17 protein-coding genes and 4 tRNA genes are annotated in these 19501 nt (G+C 52.6%); 3 read left to right on the top strand and 18 right to left on the bottom strand.

Annotation, left to right across the window (positions count from 1 at the left end):
* Window positions 1–146: 146 nt before the first annotated feature.
* The 18 genes from B7989_RS00385 to B7989_RS00300 all read right to left on the bottom strand — a co-directional run bounded on the left by B7989_RS00385 (window position 147) and on the right by B7989_RS00300 (window position 16678).
* Complete coding sequence (locus B7989_RS00385; protein WP_088626681.1) at window positions 147–815, bottom strand: hypothetical protein; 669 nt, start codon at window positions 813–815, stop codon at window positions 147–149.
* Window positions 816–1073: 258 nt separating this feature from the next.
* The gene (rpsG, locus tag B7989_RS00380; RefSeq protein WP_088626680.1) at window positions 1074–1550 is read right to left on the bottom strand and encodes a 30S ribosomal protein S7; all 477 of its coding nucleotides are present in this window, start codon (window positions 1548–1550) and stop codon (window positions 1074–1076) included.
* A 12-nt stretch (window positions 1551–1562) separates the two neighbouring features.
* The gene (rpsL, locus tag B7989_RS00375; RefSeq protein ID WP_072980597.1) at window positions 1563–1952 is read right to left on the bottom strand and encodes a 30S ribosomal protein S12; all 390 of its coding nucleotides are present in this window, start codon (window positions 1950–1952) and stop codon (window positions 1563–1565) included.
* Window positions 1953–2018: 66 nt separating this feature from the next.
* A complete protein-coding gene (gene rpoC / locus B7989_RS00370) occupies window positions 2019–6464 on the bottom strand; it encodes a DNA-directed RNA polymerase subunit beta' (protein WP_088626679.1) in 4446 nt (1481 codons plus the stop codon).
* Between the two features lies 1 nt (window position 6465).
* Window positions 6466–10737 carry a DNA-directed RNA polymerase subunit beta gene (gene rpoB, locus B7989_RS00365; RefSeq protein ID WP_088626678.1) on the bottom strand — a complete coding sequence of 1424 codons (4272 nt, stop codon included), beginning with the start codon at window positions 10735–10737 and terminating at the stop codon, window positions 6466–6468.
* 129 nt (window positions 10738–10866) lie between these two features.
* Window positions 10867–11238: a 50S ribosomal protein L7/L12 gene (rplL, locus tag B7989_RS00360; protein ID WP_072980602.1), complete on the bottom strand. Its 372-nt coding sequence runs from the start codon at window positions 11236–11238 to the stop codon at window positions 10867–10869.
* Window positions 11239–11289: 51 nt separating this feature from the next.
* Window positions 11290–11826: a 50S ribosomal protein L10 gene (gene rplJ / locus B7989_RS00355; protein ID WP_072801177.1), complete on the bottom strand. Its 537-nt coding sequence runs from the start codon at window positions 11824–11826 to the stop codon at window positions 11290–11292.
* Window positions 11827–11834: 8 nt separating this feature from the next.
* Window positions 11835–12521 carry a 50S ribosomal protein L1 gene (rplA, locus tag B7989_RS00350; protein ID WP_072801176.1) on the bottom strand — a complete coding sequence of 229 codons (687 nt, stop codon included), beginning with the start codon at window positions 12519–12521 and terminating at the stop codon, window positions 11835–11837.
* Window positions 12522–12560: 39 nt separating this feature from the next.
* Window positions 12561–12986, bottom strand: a complete 426-nt coding sequence (rplK, locus tag B7989_RS00345) for a 50S ribosomal protein L11 (RefSeq protein ID WP_072801175.1) — start codon at window positions 12984–12986, stop codon at window positions 12561–12563.
* Between the two features lie 29 nt (window positions 12987–13015).
* Window positions 13016–13555: a transcription termination/antitermination protein NusG gene (gene nusG / locus B7989_RS00340; protein ID WP_073322889.1), complete on the bottom strand. Its 540-nt coding sequence runs from the start codon at window positions 13553–13555 to the stop codon at window positions 13016–13018.
* Window positions 13556–13558: 3 nt separating this feature from the next.
* On the bottom strand, window positions 13559–13747 hold the full coding sequence (secE, locus tag B7989_RS00335; RefSeq protein WP_072980610.1) for a preprotein translocase subunit SecE: 189 nt from the start codon (window positions 13745–13747) through the stop codon (window positions 13559–13561).
* A 19-nt stretch (window positions 13748–13766) separates the two neighbouring features.
* Window positions 13767–13839 (bottom strand) — tRNA-Trp (locus B7989_RS00330).
* A gap of 12 nt (window positions 13840–13851) precedes the next feature.
* Window positions 13852–14004 (bottom strand): 50S ribosomal protein L33, encoded by a 153-nt coding sequence (rpmG, locus tag B7989_RS00325; protein ID WP_072801172.1) that lies wholly within the window; start codon window positions 14002–14004, stop codon window positions 13852–13854.
* Window positions 14005–14016: 12 nt separating this feature from the next.
* A complete protein-coding gene (gene tuf, locus B7989_RS00320; protein ID WP_072981006.1) occupies window positions 14017–15201 on the bottom strand; it encodes an elongation factor Tu in 1185 nt (394 codons plus the stop codon).
* 22 nt (window positions 15202–15223) lie between these two features.
* Window positions 15224–15295: transfer RNA gene (locus tag B7989_RS00315), tRNA-Thr, on the bottom strand.
* Window positions 15296–15341: 46 nt separating this feature from the next.
* Window positions 15342–15424 (bottom strand) — tRNA-Tyr (locus B7989_RS00310).
* Window positions 15425–15434: 10 nt separating this feature from the next.
* Window positions 15435–15507: transfer RNA gene (locus B7989_RS00305), tRNA-Thr, on the bottom strand.
* A 232-nt stretch (window positions 15508–15739) separates the two neighbouring features.
* On the bottom strand, window positions 15740–16678 hold the full coding sequence (locus B7989_RS00300; RefSeq protein ID WP_088626677.1) for a hypothetical protein: 939 nt from the start codon (window positions 16676–16678) through the stop codon (window positions 15740–15742).
* 88 nt (window positions 16679–16766) lie between these two features.
* Between B7989_RS00300 and B7989_RS00295 the strand changes: the two genes are divergently transcribed.
* The 3 genes from B7989_RS00295 (at window position 16767) to B7989_RS00285 (ending at window position 19458) form a co-directional block, all read left to right on the top strand.
* Window positions 16767–17174 carry a thioesterase family protein gene (locus B7989_RS00295; RefSeq protein WP_088626676.1) on the top strand — a complete coding sequence of 136 codons (408 nt, stop codon included), beginning with the start codon at window positions 16767–16769 and terminating at the stop codon, window positions 17172–17174.
* 32 nt (window positions 17175–17206) lie between these two features.
* Window positions 17207–18067, top strand: a complete 861-nt coding sequence (locus tag B7989_RS00290; protein WP_088626675.1) for a hypothetical protein — start codon at window positions 17207–17209, stop codon at window positions 18065–18067.
* Between the two features lie 101 nt (window positions 18068–18168).
* Window positions 18169–19458, top strand: coding sequence for a replication-associated recombination protein A (locus tag B7989_RS00285; protein WP_088626674.1), 1290 nt, complete (start codon window positions 18169–18171; stop codon window positions 19456–19458).
* Window positions 19459–19501 lie beyond the last annotated feature (43 nt).

Here is a 19501-nt window from a genome sequence, read left to right as displayed (position 1 = left end):
CGCAAAGATAAATCCCGCTGTATACAAAAGCAATAAAAGTCCAACTATTTGCGTTGTTCGGTTTTAAACGCCTAATTACGCAAAATTTCGGCATTTTTGTGTTAAAATTTTAGTCTACATATTGCATTGAAGCAAAGTAAATGCGACTACGTGTATGTTCCAGTGAATCCAAACTGTACAAACGCTCCGAAGCGGAATGCCTTATTCGTCAACCGGACATTGGCGCCCACGTCAAGATAGTACACGTCACCCGTTCTACTTTTACTATAAATGAACTTGACGCCCGCCGCTTCCGAGAAGCCGAATTCCCAGGGTTTTCCAAGGCTCGTATCATAAATCAGGTAATCTACAATATGATGCGTTTCGAACAATCCGATACTAGCGTCTTCTGTCAATGGGTAGTAAGTGTTGCCGAACAAGAGGTAATCCAGCCAAATCCTAAAGTCGTGACCATTCCCTCCGAAGGCACCAATACAGAGGAAAAAACCTAATATACCTTCATCGGAAATCTTCCACCCTTCACTCCACTCGTCAAAATCGATATCCGCAGAAAGAATGGGTATTCCAACAAGAGCCTTTCCCTTTATAGAAGAAAAACGACCCCCCAGTTGTACACTCAATACTGTCGGCCCTGCATAGGCAATCTCCGCCGTAAACCCATACGGCATATAATCAGGCGGCTTGCTGTCATTGCAGCGAGGGCAATAATCCTGCAAAATGGGGCCGTCCACTTCGGCTGGCTGCGCAAAGGCATGCACCGCAGACACTGCAGTGAAAAGAAATACGAACAAATTAAATTTTCCTAACCAACCCATAAAATTCCCTTCACAACAAATTCACCCTAAAAGTAATTCCTTTTCTCCGGGAAAGGCCTCCCCTAGCCCAATCCTTTGATAAAAGGGAAAAACACAAGGATAAACGGCACAAAAAAGAAAAGGCTCGCTGTTTACAGCGAGCCGTTGATGTTTAAAAACATCTGCACTTAGGCTCAGTCATAAAATCAAGCTAGCTTGATTTTGCGACATTCGCCTTACGTGCTAATCCTCTAGGATAATTCCGTGCTAATGCAAGAATTAGAAACGGAAGTGGGCGAAAGCCTTGTTGGCTTCGGCCATCTTGTGCGTGTCGTTCTTCTTGCGGACAGCGTTGCCTTCACCGTTCTTGGCGGCAACGAGTTCTGCAGCAAGGCGGTCAGCCATGTTGGCTTCGTTGCGGTTACGGGCAGCGTCGAGCAACCAACGGAGAGCGAGAGCCTTGGCGCGGTCCGGAGCAACTTCCATCGGAACCTGGTAGTTGGCACCACCGATACGGCGGGACTTCACTTCGAGACGCGGCTTGATGTTTTCGAGGCAGATTTCGAACTTTTCAAGCGGGGATTCCGGGCCTTCGAGCTTCTGGCCGAGGGTTTCGAGAGCGGTATAGACGATCTGTTCAGCGATGGTCTTCTTGCCCTGCTTCAGCACGACACCGACGAGTTCGGTAACGAGCGTGGACTTGTAACGCGGATCCGGGAGGATGGAGCGATGGAGAGCCTTTCTTCTTCTAGACATATTCTACCTTCCTTACTTCTTGGCCGGAGCGGCACCTTTCTTCTTAACACCGTACTTGGAGCGGCCGTTCTGACGACCGTTCACAGCCTGGGTATCCAAAGTACCACGGATGATGTGGTAACGAACACCGGGGACGTCCTTCACACGACCACCGCGGATGAGCACGATGGAGTGTTCCTGGAGGTTGTGGCCTTCACCAGGAATGTATGCGGTCACTTCCATCTTGTTGGAAAGACGCACACGGGCGATCTTACGAAGAGCAGAGTTCGGCTTCTTCGGGGTGCTGGTGTACACGCGGGTGCAAACGCCGCGCTTCTGGGGGCAGGACTTCAAGGCCACGGAAGCGGTCTTGTTGCTGATCTGTTCACGTCCGTTACGGACGAGCTGTTGAATAGTTGGCACTGTTAATCTCCTAGATTTTGGAGTGCAAATATAGTTTCTTTTCCAATTTTTTTCAAGTATCTCGGGTTAATTATCCGAATCTTCCTCGTCATTGATACCGATTTCGTTATCCAGCATCTGGATGGCGCTATCGTCGGATTCGGTGTAATCGCCCTGGATACCCATAGGCCGAGCCGCGGCATCCAGTTCGGCATCGGCATCCACCACCTGGACGTTCCTCAGGTGGCGTGCGCCAGTACCGCACGGAATAAGACGACCCATAATCACGTTTTCCTTAAGACCCAGGAGCGGGTCAACGCTACCTTCGATGGAAGCGCGGGTAAGGATCTTGGTGGTCTCCTGGAACGAGCAGGCAGAAATGAAGCTGTCTGTCGCCAAGGATGCCTTCGTGATACCAAGGAGCATCGGCGTGAAGGTCGCCGGAGTCTTGCCGAGTGCGACCAAGCGGTCGTTCTCTGCGCGGAGACGGGCCTTGGAAATTTCTTCGCCCGGAAGCAGTTCGGAGTCTCCGGAATCCTTGACCTTCACCTTACGCATCATCTGGCGGACGATACATTCGATGTGCTTATCTGCGATAGCCACACCCTGCAGGCGGTACACCGCCTGGATTTCGTTCACCAAGTGACGCTGGACCTCTTCAGGACCAAGGACGTCGAGGATATCGTGGGGATCCACGCTGCCTTCACTGATCTTCTGACCAATGTGGACACGGTCACCTTCGTTGACCGCCAGATGGACGCCGCGGGGAACCAGCACTTTCTCTTCCTGGTCATCCATCTTAATATAAACTACCTGGTTGTTGCGGACTTCTTCAATCTTTTCGACGAGACCGTCGATCGGAGCGATGAATGCCTTGTTCTTCGGAACGCGAGCTTCGAAGAGTTCGGCCACGCGCGGAAGACCACCCGTAATATCGCGGGTCTTACCGGCAGCGCGCGGAAGTTTTGCAACAGTCTGACCGACGGTCACCATGTCGCCAGCCTTAACGGTAAGGATAGCGCCGTCCGGAAGCATGTAGTTACCAATCTTCGTGTTAGAAGAATCAACAATGGTAACTGCCGGGTGGAGGTCCTTCTTGCCGTGCTGCTTGTCGCTAATCACGGTCCAGGTTTCCACGCCCGTCACTTCGTCAGTTTCGGAACGGTAGGTGCGGTTTTCAACCATGTCCGTAAGAACAACCTTACCAGAAACGTTACTGATAATCGGGCTGTTATACGGATCCCATTCGAACATTACCTGGCCAGCAGTAACTGCGGCGCCGTTTTCGACATGGAGGATAGAGCCGTACGGAATCTGGTAACGACCCTTGTTGATGCCGGTCTTGTCAAAGATAACGAGTTCAGCCATGCGGCTGGTAACGACCTTCTGGCCTTCGTGTTCGACAGTTTCGACCTGTTCGAGTTCAACGCGGCCATCGACGGTTGCCTTCTTGTCGCTTTCGACAGTCAGACGGGAAGAAGCACCACCGATGTGGAAGGTACGGAGGGTAAGCTGCGTACCCGGTTCACCGATGGACTGTGCAGCGAGCACACCCACGGCTTCGCCCAGGTCAACCGGACGACCGGAAGCAAGCATACGGCCATAGCACTTGGAGCAGACACCATTGCGGGAATCGCAGGTGAGCACGGAACGCATCTTGATGTGTTCGAGACCGGTAGCGGAGATCTTCGGAAGATCGCGTTCGGTCACGAGTTCGCCGGCCTTGACGATCACTTCGCCAGTCACCGGGTGCTTGATGTCGTCCACCGGTGCGCGACCGAGGAGACGTTCTTCAAGAGCGATCACGGTATCGTCGCCGTCCTTGAAAGCGGACACTTCAATGCCGTTCGTGGTACCGCAGTCTTCTTCGGTAATCACGAGGTCCTGGCCCACGTCGACGAGACGACGGGTAAGGTAACCAGCGTCAGCCGTCTTAAGAGCGGTATCTGCCAAACCCTTACGAGCACCGTGAGACGAGATGAAGTATTCCATCACGTTCAAGCCTTCACGGAAGCAAGACTTAATCGGGTTTTCAATAACTTCCTGACCACCGAGCTGCTTGATCGGCTTCTGCATCAAACCACGCATACCGGACAGCTGCTTAATCTGTTCACGGCTACCACGAGCGCCGGAGTCGGCCATCATGTAAACCGGGTTGAAGCCGTCACGGTCGCTGGAGAGCAAATCCCACTGCTTGGCAGCAACTTCGGACGTGGTCTTGGACCACACGTCAATGGTCTGGTTATAACGTTCACCGTCGGTAATCACACCGTCTTCGTAAAGGCCGCGGATGCGGGAAACCTGTTCGGCAGCCTTGTCGAGCATTTCCTGCTTTTCCTTCGGGATCACCATTTCGGCGATAGCCACAGAAGAACCGGCGCGAGTTGCCCACTTGTAACCGTTGGCCTTCAAGTCATCCAGGTAATCCACGGTCACGCGGTTACCGGTGCGGCGGTACAGGTCGTCAATGGACTTGGCGATCACCTTCTTGCCGAAGGTTTCGTTGGCGTAGCCAAGTTCCTTCGGAACGAATTCGTTGAAGATGATACGACCGACGGTCGTCTTGATAACATTGTCTTCCTTAAGAGTAAGGAACTTGATCTTTTCACCGGCCTTCACGGCAACTTCGATGTTGCCGTTGTCGTCGGCAGATTCGCGCAAGCAGACGGCATCCTTTTCGAGGGCGCCCATGTAGATCTTCTTGCCGGCCTTAAGCTTCAGGTAAACGATAGCGTTCAGATCGACAACACCGTTTTCATAAGCGCGCACGGCTTCGGCAGAGTCGAAGAAGTGCATGCCTTCACCCTTACGAGCCGGACGCGGCTTGGTCAGGTAGTACAGACCGAGCACGATATCCTGGCCCGGCACAGCGATCGGCTGACCGGAAGCCGGGTGAAGAATGTTGTTCGAAGAGAGCATGAGAACGCGGCATTCGAGCTGCGTTTCGAAAGACAGCGGAAGGTGGCAAGCCATCTGGTCACCGTCGAAGTCTGCGTTGAATGCAGTACAGACGAGCGGGTGGAGGCGGATTGCGTTACCTTCGATCAGGCGCGGGTAGAACGCCTGGATACCCAGACGGTGAAGCGTCGGGGCGCGGTTCAACATCACCGGGTGGTCTTCGATAATTTCTTCGAGGATATCCCACACTTCCGGACGTTCGGCGTCCACGTACTTCTTAGCGGACTTAAGGGTATAAACGATACCCTCTTCTTCCAAACGGTGGATGATGAACGGCTTGTAAAGTTCGAGAGCCATGCGCTTCGGGAGACCGCACTGATGCATGCGGAGTTCCGGGCCCACCACGATCACGGAACGACCGGAGTAGTCCACGCGCTTACCGAGCAAGTTCATACGGAAGCGGCCCTGCTTACCCTTCAAGAGTTCGGCGAGGCTCTTCATCGGACGTGCAGAACCCGTACGGGCAGTGCGACGGCCGCTATCGAACAGCTGGTCAACGGCTTCCTGCAACATACGCTTTTCGTTGCAGAGAATCACGTTCGGTGCACGGAGGTCGATCAACTTCTTCAAACGGTTGTTACGGTTGATGACACGGCGATAAAGTTCGTTCAAGTCAGACGTTGCGAAACGGCCGCCTTCGAGCGGAACGAGCGGACGAAGATCAGGCGGAATCACCGGAAGCACGTCGAGGATCATCCAAGACGGCTGGTTTGCAAGAAGGCGAGCTTCGCTCGGGTACATCTTGCGGAATTCTTCGTAAGCGTCGGCAACCACAAAGTTGTCGTGCTTGGTTTCGTAGTTAGCCTTGAATTCGGCAACGGCTTCGGCGAGACCACGGAGCCAGGGCTGCTGGCTGTCGGCCTTCATGGCCTTGACCGGATCTTCGTAGTAGCCGCGGAAGCTTTCGCGCTGAGACTTGAGGAAGGAATCCACGACCTTGAGGCGCTTGAGAGCGTCTTCCTGCTTGGTCTTGGACTTGGACATAGCCTGAGTGCGAAGTTCTGCAGAAAGGGCGGTGAGGTCAACGCGGTCAAGCAGCTGCTTGATAGCGGAGGCACCCATCTTGGCGTCGAACGTACGGCCTTCGTTGGTGAGGTCCTGGTACTGGGCTTCATCGATCAAGGCATTCGGTTCGAGGTCAGCGTCACCCGGATCGATCACAACATACTTTTCGTAGTAGATGATGTTGTCGAGATCCTTGGTGGAAAGGTTCAACAGAGCGCCAATGACGCACGGCTGGTTACGAACGAACCAAGTGTGAGTCAGAGGAATAGCAAGTTCAATGTGGCCCATGTACTTACGGCGCACGTTGGAGTGAGTCACTTCCACGCCGCAACGGTCGCAAACGACACCCTTGTAACGGATACGCTTGAACTTACCGCAGTTACATTCCCAGTTCTTCACCGGTCCAAAGATCTTTTCGCAGAAAAGACCATCCTTTTCAGGCTTGAAGGAACGGTAGTTGATGGTTTCGGGCTTGGTCACTTCACCATGGGACCAGCTACGGATCATTTCCGGAGCGGCGAGGTGAATCGAAATATCGCCAGAATTGTCGCGTTCAATTTCTTCGACCATATTACTTATCTCCATTGGTCTGAATATTGAGACCCAAAGAACGAACTTCGCGGATCATAACGTTGAAGGATTCAGGAACACCCGGCTTCGGAGTGTTCTGACCATGCACGATAGCGTCGTACACCTTGGAACGGCCCTGCACGTCGTCAGACTTGACTGTGAGGAGTTCCTGCAGCGTGTAAGCGGCACCGTAAGCTTCCATAGCCCACACTTCCATTTCACCGAAGCGCTGGCCACCGAACTGGCTCTTACCGCCAAGAGGCTGCTGCGTCACGAGCGCGTAGCTACCGATAGAACGGGCGTGGATCTTGTCGTCCACCAAGTGACCGAGCTTCAGGTAGTACATGTAACCGATAGTAACCGGGTTCAAGAATGCTTCACCGGTGCGGCCGTCATAGAGCTTGGCCTTACCGATAATCTTGTTGTTGTCCGGATCCATTTCGTAGTTCACGATCGGGTTCTTCTGGTAAGCCTTTTCGAGTTCCTTGCAGATGTCTTCGAACTTGGCACCGTCGAACACCGGAGTGGAAACCTTGAAACCGAGGGTCTTGGCAGCCCAGCCCAAGTGGACTTCGAGCACCTGACCGATGTTCATACGAGAAGGCACGCCCAGCGGGTTCAGAAGAATCTGGAGCGGACGACCGTCTTCGGTGAACGGCATGTCTTCAACAGGCACGATCTTGGAGACCACACCCTTGTTACCGTGACGACCTGCCATCTTGTCACCGATAGAGAGGCAACGCTTCTTGGCGATGTAGACCTTCACGCTCTTGAGGACACCCGGCTTGAGTTCGTCACCCTTAGTGACCTTGTCGATTTCCTTTTCCATGGTACGGGTAAGCGTATCCAGGTTGTCGCGTGCAACGAGCACGAGCGAAAGAACCTTTTCCTGGAGTTCGTCGTCGCCCACCACGAAAGTGGAAGCCGGAGAAACCTTCGTCACGTCGATGACGGAGAGGTTCTGTTCAGTATAAGTCTGGCCTTCGCGGATCAGGAGTTCATGGGTTTCGTTGTCCATGACCTTACCGGCAGCCTTGCCGCCCAAGAGTTCGAACAAGTGTTCGGAGCAAGAAGCCTTGATCTTGTCAATCTGAGCCTGGAAGTTGGAACGGATTTCGTTGATCGTTTCCTGATCCTTTTCCTTGCTGTTCTTGTCGGCCTTGTCCTTCTTGCTGAAGATACGGGTTTCGAGCACGACACCCTTCATTCCCGGAGGAGCCTTCAGAGAAGAATCGCGCACGTCGCCGGCCTTTTCGCCGAAGATAGCGCGGAGCAAACGTTCTTCCGGAGAGAGTTCGGTTTCGCCCTTCGGAGTCACCTTACCGACGAGGATATCGTCAGCGGAAACTTCGGCACCCACGCGGATCACGCCGTTTTCGTCGAGGTTACGCAGGGCGTCTTCGCCGACGTTCGGGATTTCGCGAGTGAGTTCTTCCGGACCGCGCTTGGTGTCGCGGACTTCCAATTCGTATTCTTCGATATGGATAGAAGTAAAGGTATCCTTGATGGCGAGTTCTTCCGAAATGATAACGGCGTCTTCGTAGTTGTAACCGTTCCAGGGGAGGAAGCCGATCAAGATGTTCTTACCGAGAGCCAGTTCGCCGTGGTCGGTAGACACACCGTCAGCGAGCACATCGCCAGCCTTGACGAAGTCGCCCACATCCACGATAGGCTTCTGGTTGATGCAGGAATCCTGGTTGGAACGTTCGAACTTGCGCAGAACGTAGTTGTCAATCGGATCCTTGCCGAGGAATTCGTAGTCTTCGCCGAGACCGGTGAGCGGCACGAAGTTGCCGTCGACCATGTTGCCACGCTGCACGGTGATGTTGCGAGCGTCAACGAAGGTCACCTTACCGTCGTGCTTGGCGCGAACGACCGTACCCGAGTCGAGAGCTGCGCGGCGTTCGAGACCCGTACCCACGACCGGAGCTTCGGCGCGGAGCAGAGGTACCGCCTGGCGCTGCATGTTAGAACCCATCAATGCACGGTTAGCGTCATCGTGTTCGAGGAACGGAATAAGACCGGCAGCCACAGACACGATCTGCATCGGGGCCACGTCCATGAGGTCGATGCGTTCGGTTTCGGTATCGTCGAGAGCGAAGCTGTCCTGGCGCATGAGGTGCGGGTATTCGCTCTTGTCGCGAACGATCACGTAGCCGTCCATGTCGCCCTTGAAGCGGTTGTCTTCGGTGAGTTCGGTAGAAGCCGGAGCCACCTTGAAAGCGTCTTCTTCGTCAGCGGTGAGGAAGGTGATGTAGTCGGAAACGATCTGTTCGACCACAGTGCCCACCTGTTCGTAGTCGGCCTTGCCGTTGAAGTCATCAACGGTGAAACCGTTACGGTAGTAAGTCACGTTGCCTTCGGCATCCTTGAACGCAAACACCTTGTTCACGAAACCTTCGAAGAGGTCGCGCTGCTTGATGTCGAGGTTCATGCGCACGGAATCGATCTGCTTCTTGGAAAGTTCGAGTTCCAGGAAGAGGTGCGGGTCATGCACGAAAGCCTTGAAGATACCGAAGTGCCACTTGGCTTCCGGAATCTTTACGATGTTGCCCTTGGCATCCTTGAAGTCGATGAGACCCACAATACGGTACGGGGTTTCGATGAAGCCGAAGTGGTTCACCACGGCGAAAGATGCGAGGGAGTTGATAAGACCGATGTTAGGGCCTTCCGGAGTTTCGATCGGGCAGAGACGGCCGTAGTGCGTGTAGTGCACGTCACGGACTTCGAAGCCTGCGCGTTCGCGGGAAAGACCACCAGGACCGAGAGCGGAGAGACGACGCTTGTGAGTCAATTCAGAAAGCGGGTTCATCTGGTCCATGAACTGGGAAAGCTGAGAAGAACCGAAGAAGGACTGCACCGTGGAGCTGACCATACGGGTATTCACGAGGTCGCGCGGAGTGGTCTGTTCGTCTTCGCCGTGGAGGTTCAGGTTCTCGCGGATGACGCGAGACATACGGGAGAGACCCACGGAAATCTGGTTAGCAAGGAGTTCGCCCACGGAACGAGTACGACGGTTGCCCAAGTGGTCGATATCGTCGAGGGTGTAACCTTCGGTATCGCTGTAGAGGCCAACCATGTATTCGATGATGGCAAGGAAGTCTGCCTTGCTCATGGTCATCGTGGTGAGGGACGGAATCTTGAATTCGTCGCCCTGTTCTTCGAGGACCTTCAAGATTTCGGGCTTGCTGTAAATCTTAGCGTTCAAGCGATAACGGCCAACTTCGCCGAGATCGTACTTGTGCGGGTCGGAAATGAACTGGCTGTCGAAATAGAGTTCGGCAGTGCGCATGTCCGGAGCTTCGTCCTGCTGCTGGTGGGTCACGGAGTAGATAGCCTTGAGGGCGTCTTCGCGGGACTTGGACTTGTCGGCAGCGAGGGTGTAGTGGATGAGGAGGTTGTCTTCGTCCTTGGAGAGGAGCACAACCGTTTCCACCTTGTTTTCGATGAGGCATTCGAGCTTCTTTTCGTCAATCACGTCGTTGGCGTGAACGATGACTTCGCCGGAATCCTTGTCAATCACGTCTTCGAAAATGATGCGGTCGATAAGAACGCAAACGCCATTTTCGTCAAATTCCTTGGAGAGGTCGCTAACAGAAACTTCTTCGCTCTTCTTGTAGAACAGCTTCAAGATTTCCTGAGTCGTTTCGAAACCGATGCAGCGGAGCATGGTCGTAGCGGCGAGCTTCTTCTTACGGTCGATGATGAGGTAAAGGGTGTCGCCTTCGGTATTGAATTCCACCCAGGCACCACGGTGCGGAATAATACGGCTCTTGTAATCGGAGCGGCCGCTGGGCTGGAGTTCTTCGTCAAAGCTAATACCGTAGGAGCGGTGCAACTGGGAAACGACAACGCGTTCAGCGCCATTGACGATGAACGTACCGTTTTCAGTCATGATCGGGAGTTCGCAAATAAGGACATCGTTCTTGACTTCTTCCTTGAGCTTGCGGTCTTCGCCATCTTCTTCGAAAATCTGAAGAGAAAGAGTGGCGTAAAGCTCCATGGAATACGTGAGGCCACGCTCACGGCATTCGGGGATGCTGTACTTCGGGATACCGAAATAATAACCTTCATAATTAAGGGAATAAAGACCCTTGACGTCAGTGATCGGGAAAATATCCTGGAACACGCGTTCCAGCCCTACCTTGAGACGTTTTTCTGGCGAGATTTCCTTCTGGAGGAATTGCTCGTACGAAGCCTTCTGGACTTCGATCAGGTACGGGAGTTCCAACTGGAACTTGTTGGAGGAATAGCTTTTTCGCTCCGTGGTCATTTGAAATACCTCATCCGGTGAAGAGCTTTTTTATCTAAAAATAGCAAAAAATAGCGAAAAACATTATACACCAAAAGCCCGCACAGTCGTGCAGGCGATTGGCATATAAAAGTCAATGAAGTGAAAGCATTACTTCAGAGCGACCTTTGCTCCGAGATCTTCCAGGTCCTTCTTGAGCTTTTCAGCGTCAGCCTTCGGCATTGCTTCCTTGACCACGCTGTTGGCCTTTTCGACCAGGTCCTTAGCTTCCTTGAGGCCCAGACCGGTGATGGCGCGAACGGCCTTGAGGACGTCCATCTTCTTAGCGCCGCATTCGACGAGGATCACGTCGAATTCAGTCTTTTCTTCAGCAGGAGCGGCAGCAGCGGCGGCCATTACGACGGCGCCACCGGCAGCAGCTTCGATGCCGTGGGTTTCTTTAAGGTAGTCAGCCAAAGCCTTGGCTTCGAGAAGGGTAAGACCAACGATTTGATCGCCCAGTGCCTTGATATCAGTTGCCATGATGTGTTTCTCCGATTATTCCGTTTAAATTTTTTGGTTTGTGGTTTGTTGTTAAGCTTCCGCAGCGGCTTCAGGAGCAGCTTCGGAGCCCGATTCTTTTTCCAGCTTTTCCTGGAGCGTCTTGATTTGACCGGCGATCGTGGAGCCAGGTCCGAGAGCGATGGAGACGATCTGAGCGATCATGCCCTTACGATCCGGGATCTTGGAGAGGTTCACGACTTCGGAGCCAGGCATCGCCTTGCCATCAAGGTACACGCTCTTGGCAACCAAGAAATCGGGGTTTGCTTTGTGGAATGCTTCAATTTCGCGAGCAGGCAGAAGCGGATCTTCTTCGAAGCCGACCATCACAGAAGTTGCGCCGGTCAGCAAATCGTCGAGACCTTCGACCTTAAGAGCAGCGAGCACGCGCTTGAGAAGAGTGTTCTTCACAGCGTGGTACTTCACACCCTTAGATGCGAGTGCCTTGCGAAGGGCATTGTCCTTTTCTACGGTCATGCCTTGATAATTGAGCAGATAGACGGCGGTAGCGCCATTGAAGGACTCGACGAGCGAATCCACGGTCTGTTGTTTTTTAACTACAGCTTTCATGGTATCTCCTATCGCGTCAGTGCCATATCAAGTTTGATGCCCGGAGCCATCGTTGCAGACAACGTAAGGCTCTTAATGTAGGTGCCCTTAGAAGATTGAGGCTTGTTCTTGACGACGGAGTCGATCACAGCCTTGGTGTTTTCAACCAGCTGTTCGACGCCGAAGGAGAGCTTGCCTACGGGGGCATGGACGTTGGCGCCCTTGTCAACGCGGTACTGAATCTTACCAGCCTTGAGTTCCTTAACCGTCTGGGCCACGTTAACCGTAACCGTGCCGGCCTTCGGAGAAGGCATCAAACCGCGAGGACCGAGGACCTTAGCGACCTTACTAATCACCGGCATCATGTCGGGAGTAGCAACGACGGAATCAAAGTCCAGCCAGCCTTCCTGAATCTTCTGAACCAAGTCAGCACCACCAGCGTAGTCTGCGCCTGCGTTCTTTGCAACTTCAAGGTTATTGTCCTTGCAGAAAACCAAGACGCGGACCTGACGACCGGTACCATGCGGCAGCACAACAGTGCCACGAACCACTTGGTCGGAATGTTTTGGGTCCACACCGAGATTGAAGTGGATTTCGACCGTCTGGTCGAACTTCAATTCGGACTTTTTAAGGATTTGGACTGCTTCAGCAAGATCATAAGCCTTGTTACGATCGATGCTTTCAGCAATCTTCTTGTATTTTTTTCCTCTGAACATGGTGTTTCCTGTCAGATACGTAACGGTGAATTACCTGCCTCAGTCAACCACTTCAACGCCCATGGAGCGAGCAGTACCCGCGACCATGCGCATAGCGGCTTCGAGGTCGATTGTGTTTAGATCCGGCATCTTCTTTTGGGCGATATCCTGGACCTGGGCCTTGGTGAGCTTACCAACTTTCTTACGGTTGGGTTCGCCAGAGCCGCTTTCAATGCCGGCAGCCTTCTTGATGAGGGCCGGAACCGGCGATACCTTCGTGATGAAGGTAAAGCTCTTATCGGCATAGACCGTGATAACGACCGGGATAATCATGCCCTTGTCGTTCTGGGTCTTTGCGTTGAACTGCTTGCAGAATTCCATGATGTTCACACCCTTCTGACCAAGGGCGGGACCCACCGGAGGAGCCGGGTTTGCGGCGCCTGCAGGAATCTGGAGCTTAATATAACCTGTGATTTTCTTTGCCACTGTGTTATCTCCGTTTCAAAACCGTAGTCTTAAGCGATGTCGGACTCAACCTGGTTGTAGGAAAGTTCGACAGGCGTAGAACGACCGAAGACGGTGACCATGACCTTGATCTTGGTCTTGTCTTCCATAATTTCGTCTACGACGCCCACAAAGTCCTTGAAAGGACCTTCCTTGATGCGGACATTTTCGCCAATTGTATACGGATTTTGGATCTCGCCTTCCGCGGAGCCACTAGGATCAACTCCAAGAAGACGATCGACCTCGCTCTGTTGTAAAGGAATAGCCACCCTCTTGGTGGGTGTCATTCCTAAGAAATGGGTGACGCCATTGATGTTCATCACCAAATGCTGGGTGAGCTCGTCCAGCACCATTTCGATGAAAACGTAAGTGGGCATTGCGTTCTGCACCGATACATGACGACGACCGCGAACGGTGGAAACCACTTCGCGGGTCGGAACAATGATACGGCCGAACTTTTCCTGAACGCCTTCGCGTTCAATCATCTGCTCGATACGTTTCTTAATGTTATTTTCTTGACCGGAAAAGGTGTGAATGGCATACCAAAGCATACATTAACCTCTTCCCATAATTTTGTCAATGATCCAAGAGAAACCAACGTCGAGTCCGGCAATGTACAGACCCATAATGACGCTGAAAAGCATCACTACCAAAGTCGAACCCTTAAGTTCTTCCCAAGTAGGCCAAGTAACTTTCTTCAGTTCCTCGATGGATTCCTTGACATATTGCTGGATCTTGCGCATAATGACTCCAGGAAGTGAGCAGGTCGGGAGGGACTCGAACCCCCAACCAACGGTTTTGGAGACCGTGACTCTACCAATTGAGCTACCGACCTATTCGGACTTCCTTACTTGGTTTCCTTGTGAACAGTATGCTTGCGGCAGAACGGGCAGTACTTCTTGTACTCCACGCGGGAGGGGTGAAGACGCTTGTTCTTGTCGCAGTCATAGTTGCGCTGATTGCATTCGGTGCATTCGAGCGTGATGAGTTCTCTGGGCATTTTATTATCCGATTACTTGATGATTTCGGTTACGGAGCCAGCGCCAACGGTACGGCCACCTTCGCGGATTGCGAAGCGGAGCTGCTTTTCCATTGCCACCGGGGCGATCAGGTTCACGTGAATGGTCACGGTGTCACCCGGAGTCACCATTTCAACACCTTCCGGGAGCTGGATCGTGCCAGTCACGTCGGTGGTGCGGAAGTAGAACTGAGGACGGTAGCCGTTCATGAACGGAGTGTGGCGGCCACCTTCGTCCTTCGTCAGGACGTAGATTTCTGCCTTGAATTCGGCGTGCGGGGTCACGGACTTCGGAGCAGCGAGCACCTGGCCGCGGCTGATGTCCTTCTTTTCTGCACCGCGGAGGAGCAAACCGACGTTGTCGCCAGCCTGGGCGTCGTCGAGGAGCTTGCGGAACATTTCAACGCCGGTAACAACGTATTCGGCGGTTTCGCCGAGACCAACGCGTTCGACCTTGTCGTTCAGGTGAACCACGCCGCGTTCGATACGACCGGTAGCGACGGTGCCACGACCAGTGATGGTGAACACGTCTTCGATCGGCATCAGGAACGGCTTTTCGGTTTCACGGGCCGGAAGCGGGATGTAGGTGTCGCAGGCGTCCATGAGTTCCATGATCTTGTCCTGGTAGGCGGGGTCGCCTTCGAGGGCCTTGAGAGCGGAACCGCGGATGATCGGGGTGTTGTCGCCGTCAAATTCGTACTTGGACAGAAGGTCGCGAACTTCCATTTCCACGAGGTCGAGGAGTTCTTCGTCGTCCACCATGTCGACCTTGTTCATGAACACGACGATCTTCGGCACGCCCACCTGGTGAGCGAGGAGGATGTGTTCACGGGTCTGCGGCATCGGGCCGTCGGTAGCTGCAACGACGAGGATGGCGCCGTCCATCTGGGCAGCACCGGTCACCATGTTCTTGACGTAGTCGGCGTGCCCCGGGCAGTCGACGTGAGCGTAGTGACGGTTTGCAGTGGTGTATTCCACGTGGGAGGTGTTGATCGTGATGCCGCGGGCCTTTTCTTCGGGAGCGTTGTCGATTTCGTCGAAACGCTTGGCGGCGGCGAGGCCGCGTGCAGCGAGAGTCGTGCAGATTGCGGCGGTCAGAGTGGTTTTGCCGTGGTCAACGTGGCCGATGGTGCCGATGTTGCAGTGCGGCTTGCTTCTGTCAAAATGTTCTTTTGCCATGATTCTATCTCCAATTAGTGAGAGCCCAGATCGGGAGTCGGACCCGAGACCTCTTCCTTACCAAGGAAGTGCTCTACCACTGAGCTACCTGGGCTTAATAGCCTGCTGAAGCGCTCTCTGCTTCAGCAGGCGTTTTATCGTGGGCCGTCGTGGTTTCGAACCACGGTAGGCGTAAGCCAACGGATTTACAGTCCGTCCCCTTTAACCACTCGGGCAACGACCCATTATGTCTAAGCCAAAGATAGGAATCGAACCTACGACCGGCTGATTACAAATCAGCTGCTCTACCAGCTGAGCTACTTTGGCACACCCTAGTTTCATTACTGAACATAGGAGTGAGCCAAATTTAATAAGTTTTAATGGGTTTTGTCAACGAAAATCGTCAAAAAAAGCAAAAATTTTTCATTTTTTTCAAGAAATCTGTCTACATATTAGATAAAAGAGTGTGAATAGATTGTGAATAGTTTTGAAAAGCCAAAAAAGAACCCCTTTTCGGAGGAAAAGGGGCCTAAATTATTCAATAACAACTAGTTATATATTAGTCGTTAAACCACAAGTCTTCCATGCTAAGTGAACCGTCTAAAAGGCCCGGGCAAACTTCCTTTTTATAGACTACGGCCATGTCTTCGAGGGTCATGACCTCGCCATCCTGCTCTTCGGGAGCCAAGTAAGATATGGTAGAGCCCTCGCAATATACGCCAGAGAGATCGGATTCTTGACGATAGGCGCTGCAAATCATCGCAAGCGTATCCGCCGGAACTCCGGCATAGCTCTCAGCGACTCTAAACGCACCCATAGGCTCACCATTAATACTATAATGGGTCACTTCCATGGCCATAGACCTCGTCGAATAGTCTACATTCATGTGAAGGGCATCGTCAGTAAGATTCACATCGCAGAGCAGGGCCGGCTCGGCAGGCTCACCGTTGCCATAGTTCCATCTCCCCGGCAAGCCCGACATTATGTCCTTATAGTTGTCATAGAAATTATCGCACTGGCTCTTGAACTTGGGCACCATCATGCCAAGTACCAGCGATGACGAAGCTTCGCTCACGGACTCCAGTTCACTCTTACCGGTCACATGGGAACGGGAACACGACACCTTCATCCCTTCGTTGTTCGCCTTAAGACCTGCGCATGCATCGTCGGATTCGTCCTGGAACATGCCCGACAACAAAATGTCGACATACATATTGGCAGGGTCACCCACTTCGAAATAGTACACGGCATTCATCGTGGACTGGTACGCCGGCACGTCAAAAATCATTTCGAGCGACACATGGTTGTTCTGGGAATACACCTTGCATTCAAATGCAGCACTCGTCCCCTTGCCCAAATGGCGTTCGTACAGGACGTCACCGAAACTGTCGGGGCGTTCCCACGCCGAAGAAGACTCGTCTGTCGTGCAAGCCCCAAAAACAAAGGGCAGCAACATGACGCCTGTCTTGAAAAAATGGGCCTTAGAAATAGATTTCATTTATCCTCCTCAATATTATGCTCTACAATATAGTCTTTTTTTCGGCATTGGCAACAAGTTAATTTAAGGAGTTTTATATATTTTGGGCATGGAAATTTGCACCTACAAGCACACCGCACGTATTGAAGTCCGCTACGCGGAAACCGACCAGATGGGAATCGTCCACCACTCCGTTTACGCCGTATGGTTCGAGCAGGCCCGCACCGAATACTTCCGCACCGCAGGTGCAAGCTACGCCGATATGGAAGCCGAAGGTTTCGGAGCGCCGGTCCTGGAACTGAACGTCAAGTTCAAGCAGCCCACCCGCTACGGCGATTTCGTAGACGTCGAAACTTCGATGATCCGCGAAGGCCTCAAGGTCCGTTTTGAATACAAAGTATACGTGAACGGAAACCTGTGCACCTTAGGTTCTACTCTGCATTGCATGACCAAGGGCGGCCGCCCCACTCGCGAACTGCCGAGCGGATTCTCTAAGTTTGAATTTGTGAACGGGTAATCCTAATACTTTGGACATAACGAAGAGATCTTATGACATTCACTAAACTTGCATGGATTTCTATTCCGTTGGCCTTCTGGGCATGCACCGATTCAACCTCGAGCGAAGACTCTTGGAACAGCGCCATCCACGACATAAACGAAGGCAACTACGGGACCCTGATTTATGAGCGCCAAGCCCTTATCGACGACATTATAACTCAGGAATGCAAAGTTTACACGACCGATTCGAAAGTCGTCTTTTCGGCCGTAACCAGCTCCGATATCACAGATCCCTTAACCACCTTTTCCGAGTTCGATATCTCGGAAAGAATGAAATTTAGGGAGGAGTTATACTCAACAGACCCCCTATACGAAGACGTGCTGCAAGAGTTGTGTAGCATCATAAAAGAGTCTTATTCCAGCCTGAAGAATCCACACGTTATCTGTTCGGACACCGCAGTAGTCTATGCTGCCGAAAGCGATATTGTTAAGACTCTTGACGAAATCAAAGAGTACATGAACGGCGCATGCGACAACTACGTAAAACAGGTATTAGAAGGTTCCTACGAAAAAGCCCAGTCCTGCACAGTCGACTATGAAGGAAACATCGCACACGTAAATGCGACCTATCCAAATAAGGGAGCCTCCGTCAAGGCTACATTTTTAGAAGGCGGAACGGTCCTTTGGGAAGAAACCTATACGGGAATTGATTCGGACCTGTTCCTTCAGGGCTGCGAAAGCCATAAGGACAAGGAAAATATTTCTGACGTTCTCTGCGAAGAAGGAACTCTTTCGTATAGGGAAACCGGCATAGACCTACCCTTCGATAAATTCATATCGGCATTGAAATTCACCTGTTACACACTCCATCGCGGACTTGTACCTTTTGAAGATATGCTTTTCGAGGAATAAGTTAAAACCCGCGAAAAAAAAATCCACGCCCCATATCAGAACGGCTTGACAGGATTCTTGAAATAGTATACATTTGTACACAGAAATAAAGAATTTGACTTATGGACCAGCCGCTCGCCGAAAGATTACGCCCCAGGAACCTCGATGAGTTCTTAGGCCAGAACAAGATTCTGGGCGAGCAGAGCCTATTGCGCAAGAGTCTTGAAAACGACAGCGTGCCAAGCATGATCTTTTGGGGCCCTCCGGGCTGCGGAAAGACAAGCCTTGCCCACGTAATTCGCCAGCACACCAAGAAGGCGTTCGTGGCGCTCTCGGCGGTAGCAAGCGGCGTGAAAGAAGTCAAGGAAGTCCTAGCTGACGCCCGCAAGATGAAGGCGATGTTCAAGGACACGATTCTCTTTATCGACGAAATCCACCGCTTTAACAAGGGCCAGCAGGATGCGCTGTTGGGTGCCGTCGAGGACGGCACGGTGACGCTCATTGGCGCCACCACCGAAAACCCGGGGTTTGAGGTCAACAGCGCTTTGCTTAGCCGCTGCCAGCTGATTCTTTTTGCACCCTTGAGCAAGGACGACTTGCGTACGCTGATTTTTAGCGCCTTGCGCGACCACCCCCGCGGTTTGCAGCTGAAGGATGTTGAAGTCGAAGACGCCGTCGTCGATAAACTCATCGCGCAGTCCGATGGCGACGCACGATTCCTGCTGAATCAGATTGAATGGATTGGCAAGAATCTGGGCGACAAGAAAGTCATCGACGAAAAGCTCCTGGAAGAATTCCAGTACAAGAAGCCCCTGCGTTACGACAAGGGCGGCGAAGAGCATTACAACCTGATTTCGGCTTTGCACAAGTCCGTGCGCGGAAGCGACCCCGATGCCGCCCTCTACTGGCTGCACCGCATGCTGCAAGGTGGCGAAGACCCGCGATTCATTCTGCGCAGACTCATGCGCATGAGCATGGAAGACATCGGCCTTGCCGACCCAAACGCACTTTTGCTTGCCACAAGCGCCCGCGAAGCCTATGACTTTATGGGAATTCCCGAAGGTCTGATTGCCCTCGACGAACTTGCGATTTACCTTTCGCTTGCGCCCAAGAGCAACAGCGTGGAACTCGCAGGAATGAAGGCCGACTCAATCGTGAAGCAGACAGGCACTCTCCCTGTACCACGCGCCTTCCGCAATTCGGTCACGAAGGTCGGCGAAAAATTGGGCTACGGAATCGACTACCAGTACGATCACGACAGCCCCGGCGCTTACTCCGCTCAAGAACACCTGCCTAAGCAACTCGAAGGCACCGAGATTTACCAGCCCAAACCCTACGGCAAGGAAAAGCAACTCGGCGAAAGACTTGCGCAGCTGAAGCAGATTAAACGAGAGAAGAAGAACGTTCAGTAAGCGACAATATTGTTACTTAACATCTTGCAATATATAAGATGTT

The sequence above is a fragment of the Fibrobacter sp. UWB5 genome (assembly GCF_002210295.1).
GTDB lineage: Bacteria > Fibrobacterota > Fibrobacteria > Fibrobacterales > Fibrobacteraceae > Fibrobacter.
Note: the sequence above shows the minus strand (reverse complement) of the source record. Positions and strands in the feature narration are given on the sequence as shown.

Coding starts and splice junctions, on each gene's coding strand:
- rpsG (WP_088626680.1), bottom strand. CDS start 1,550: ATGTCTAGAAGAAGAAAGGCTCTCCATCGCTCCATCCTCCCGGATCCG.
- rplA (WP_072801176.1), bottom strand. CDS start 12,521: ATGTTCAGAGGAAAAAAATACAAGAAGATTGCTGAAAGCATCGATCGT.
- secE (WP_072980610.1), bottom strand. CDS start 13,747: ATGCGCAAGATCCAGCAATATGTCAAGGAATCCATCGAGGAACTGAAG.
- rpoC (WP_088626679.1), bottom strand. CDS start 6,464: ATGGTCGAAGAAATTGAACGCGACAATTCTGGCGATATTTCGATTCAC.
- rplJ (WP_072801177.1), bottom strand. CDS start 11,826: ATGAAAGCTGTAGTTAAAAAACAACAGACCGTGGATTCGCTCGTCGAG.
- nusG (WP_073322889.1), bottom strand. CDS start 13,555: ATGCTTTGGTATGCCATTCACACCTTTTCCGGTCAAGAAAATAACATT.
- rpmG (WP_072801172.1), bottom strand. CDS start 14,004: ATGCCCAGAGAACTCATCACGCTCGAATGCACCGAATGCAATCAGCGC.
- B7989_RS00285 (WP_088626674.1), top strand. CDS start 18,169: ATGGACCAGCCGCTCGCCGAAAGATTACGCCCCAGGAACCTCGATGAG.
- B7989_RS00290 (WP_088626675.1), top strand. CDS start 17,207: ATGACATTCACTAAACTTGCATGGATTTCTATTCCGTTGGCCTTCTGG.
- B7989_RS00300 (WP_088626677.1), bottom strand. CDS start 16,678: ATGAAATCTATTTCTAAGGCCCATTTTTTCAAGACAGGCGTCATGTTG.
- rplL (WP_072980602.1), bottom strand. CDS start 11,238: ATGGCAACTGATATCAAGGCACTGGGCGATCAAATCGTTGGTCTTACC.
- tuf (WP_072981006.1), bottom strand. CDS start 15,201: ATGGCAAAAGAACATTTTGACAGAAGCAAGCCGCACTGCAACATCGGC.
- B7989_RS00385 (WP_088626681.1), bottom strand. CDS start 815: ATGGGTTGGTTAGGAAAATTTAATTTGTTCGTATTTCTTTTCACTGCA.
- rpoB (WP_088626678.1), bottom strand. CDS start 10,737: ATGACCACGGAGCGAAAAAGCTATTCCTCCAACAAGTTCCAGTTGGAA.
- B7989_RS00295 (WP_088626676.1), top strand. CDS start 16,767: ATGGAAATTTGCACCTACAAGCACACCGCACGTATTGAAGTCCGCTAC.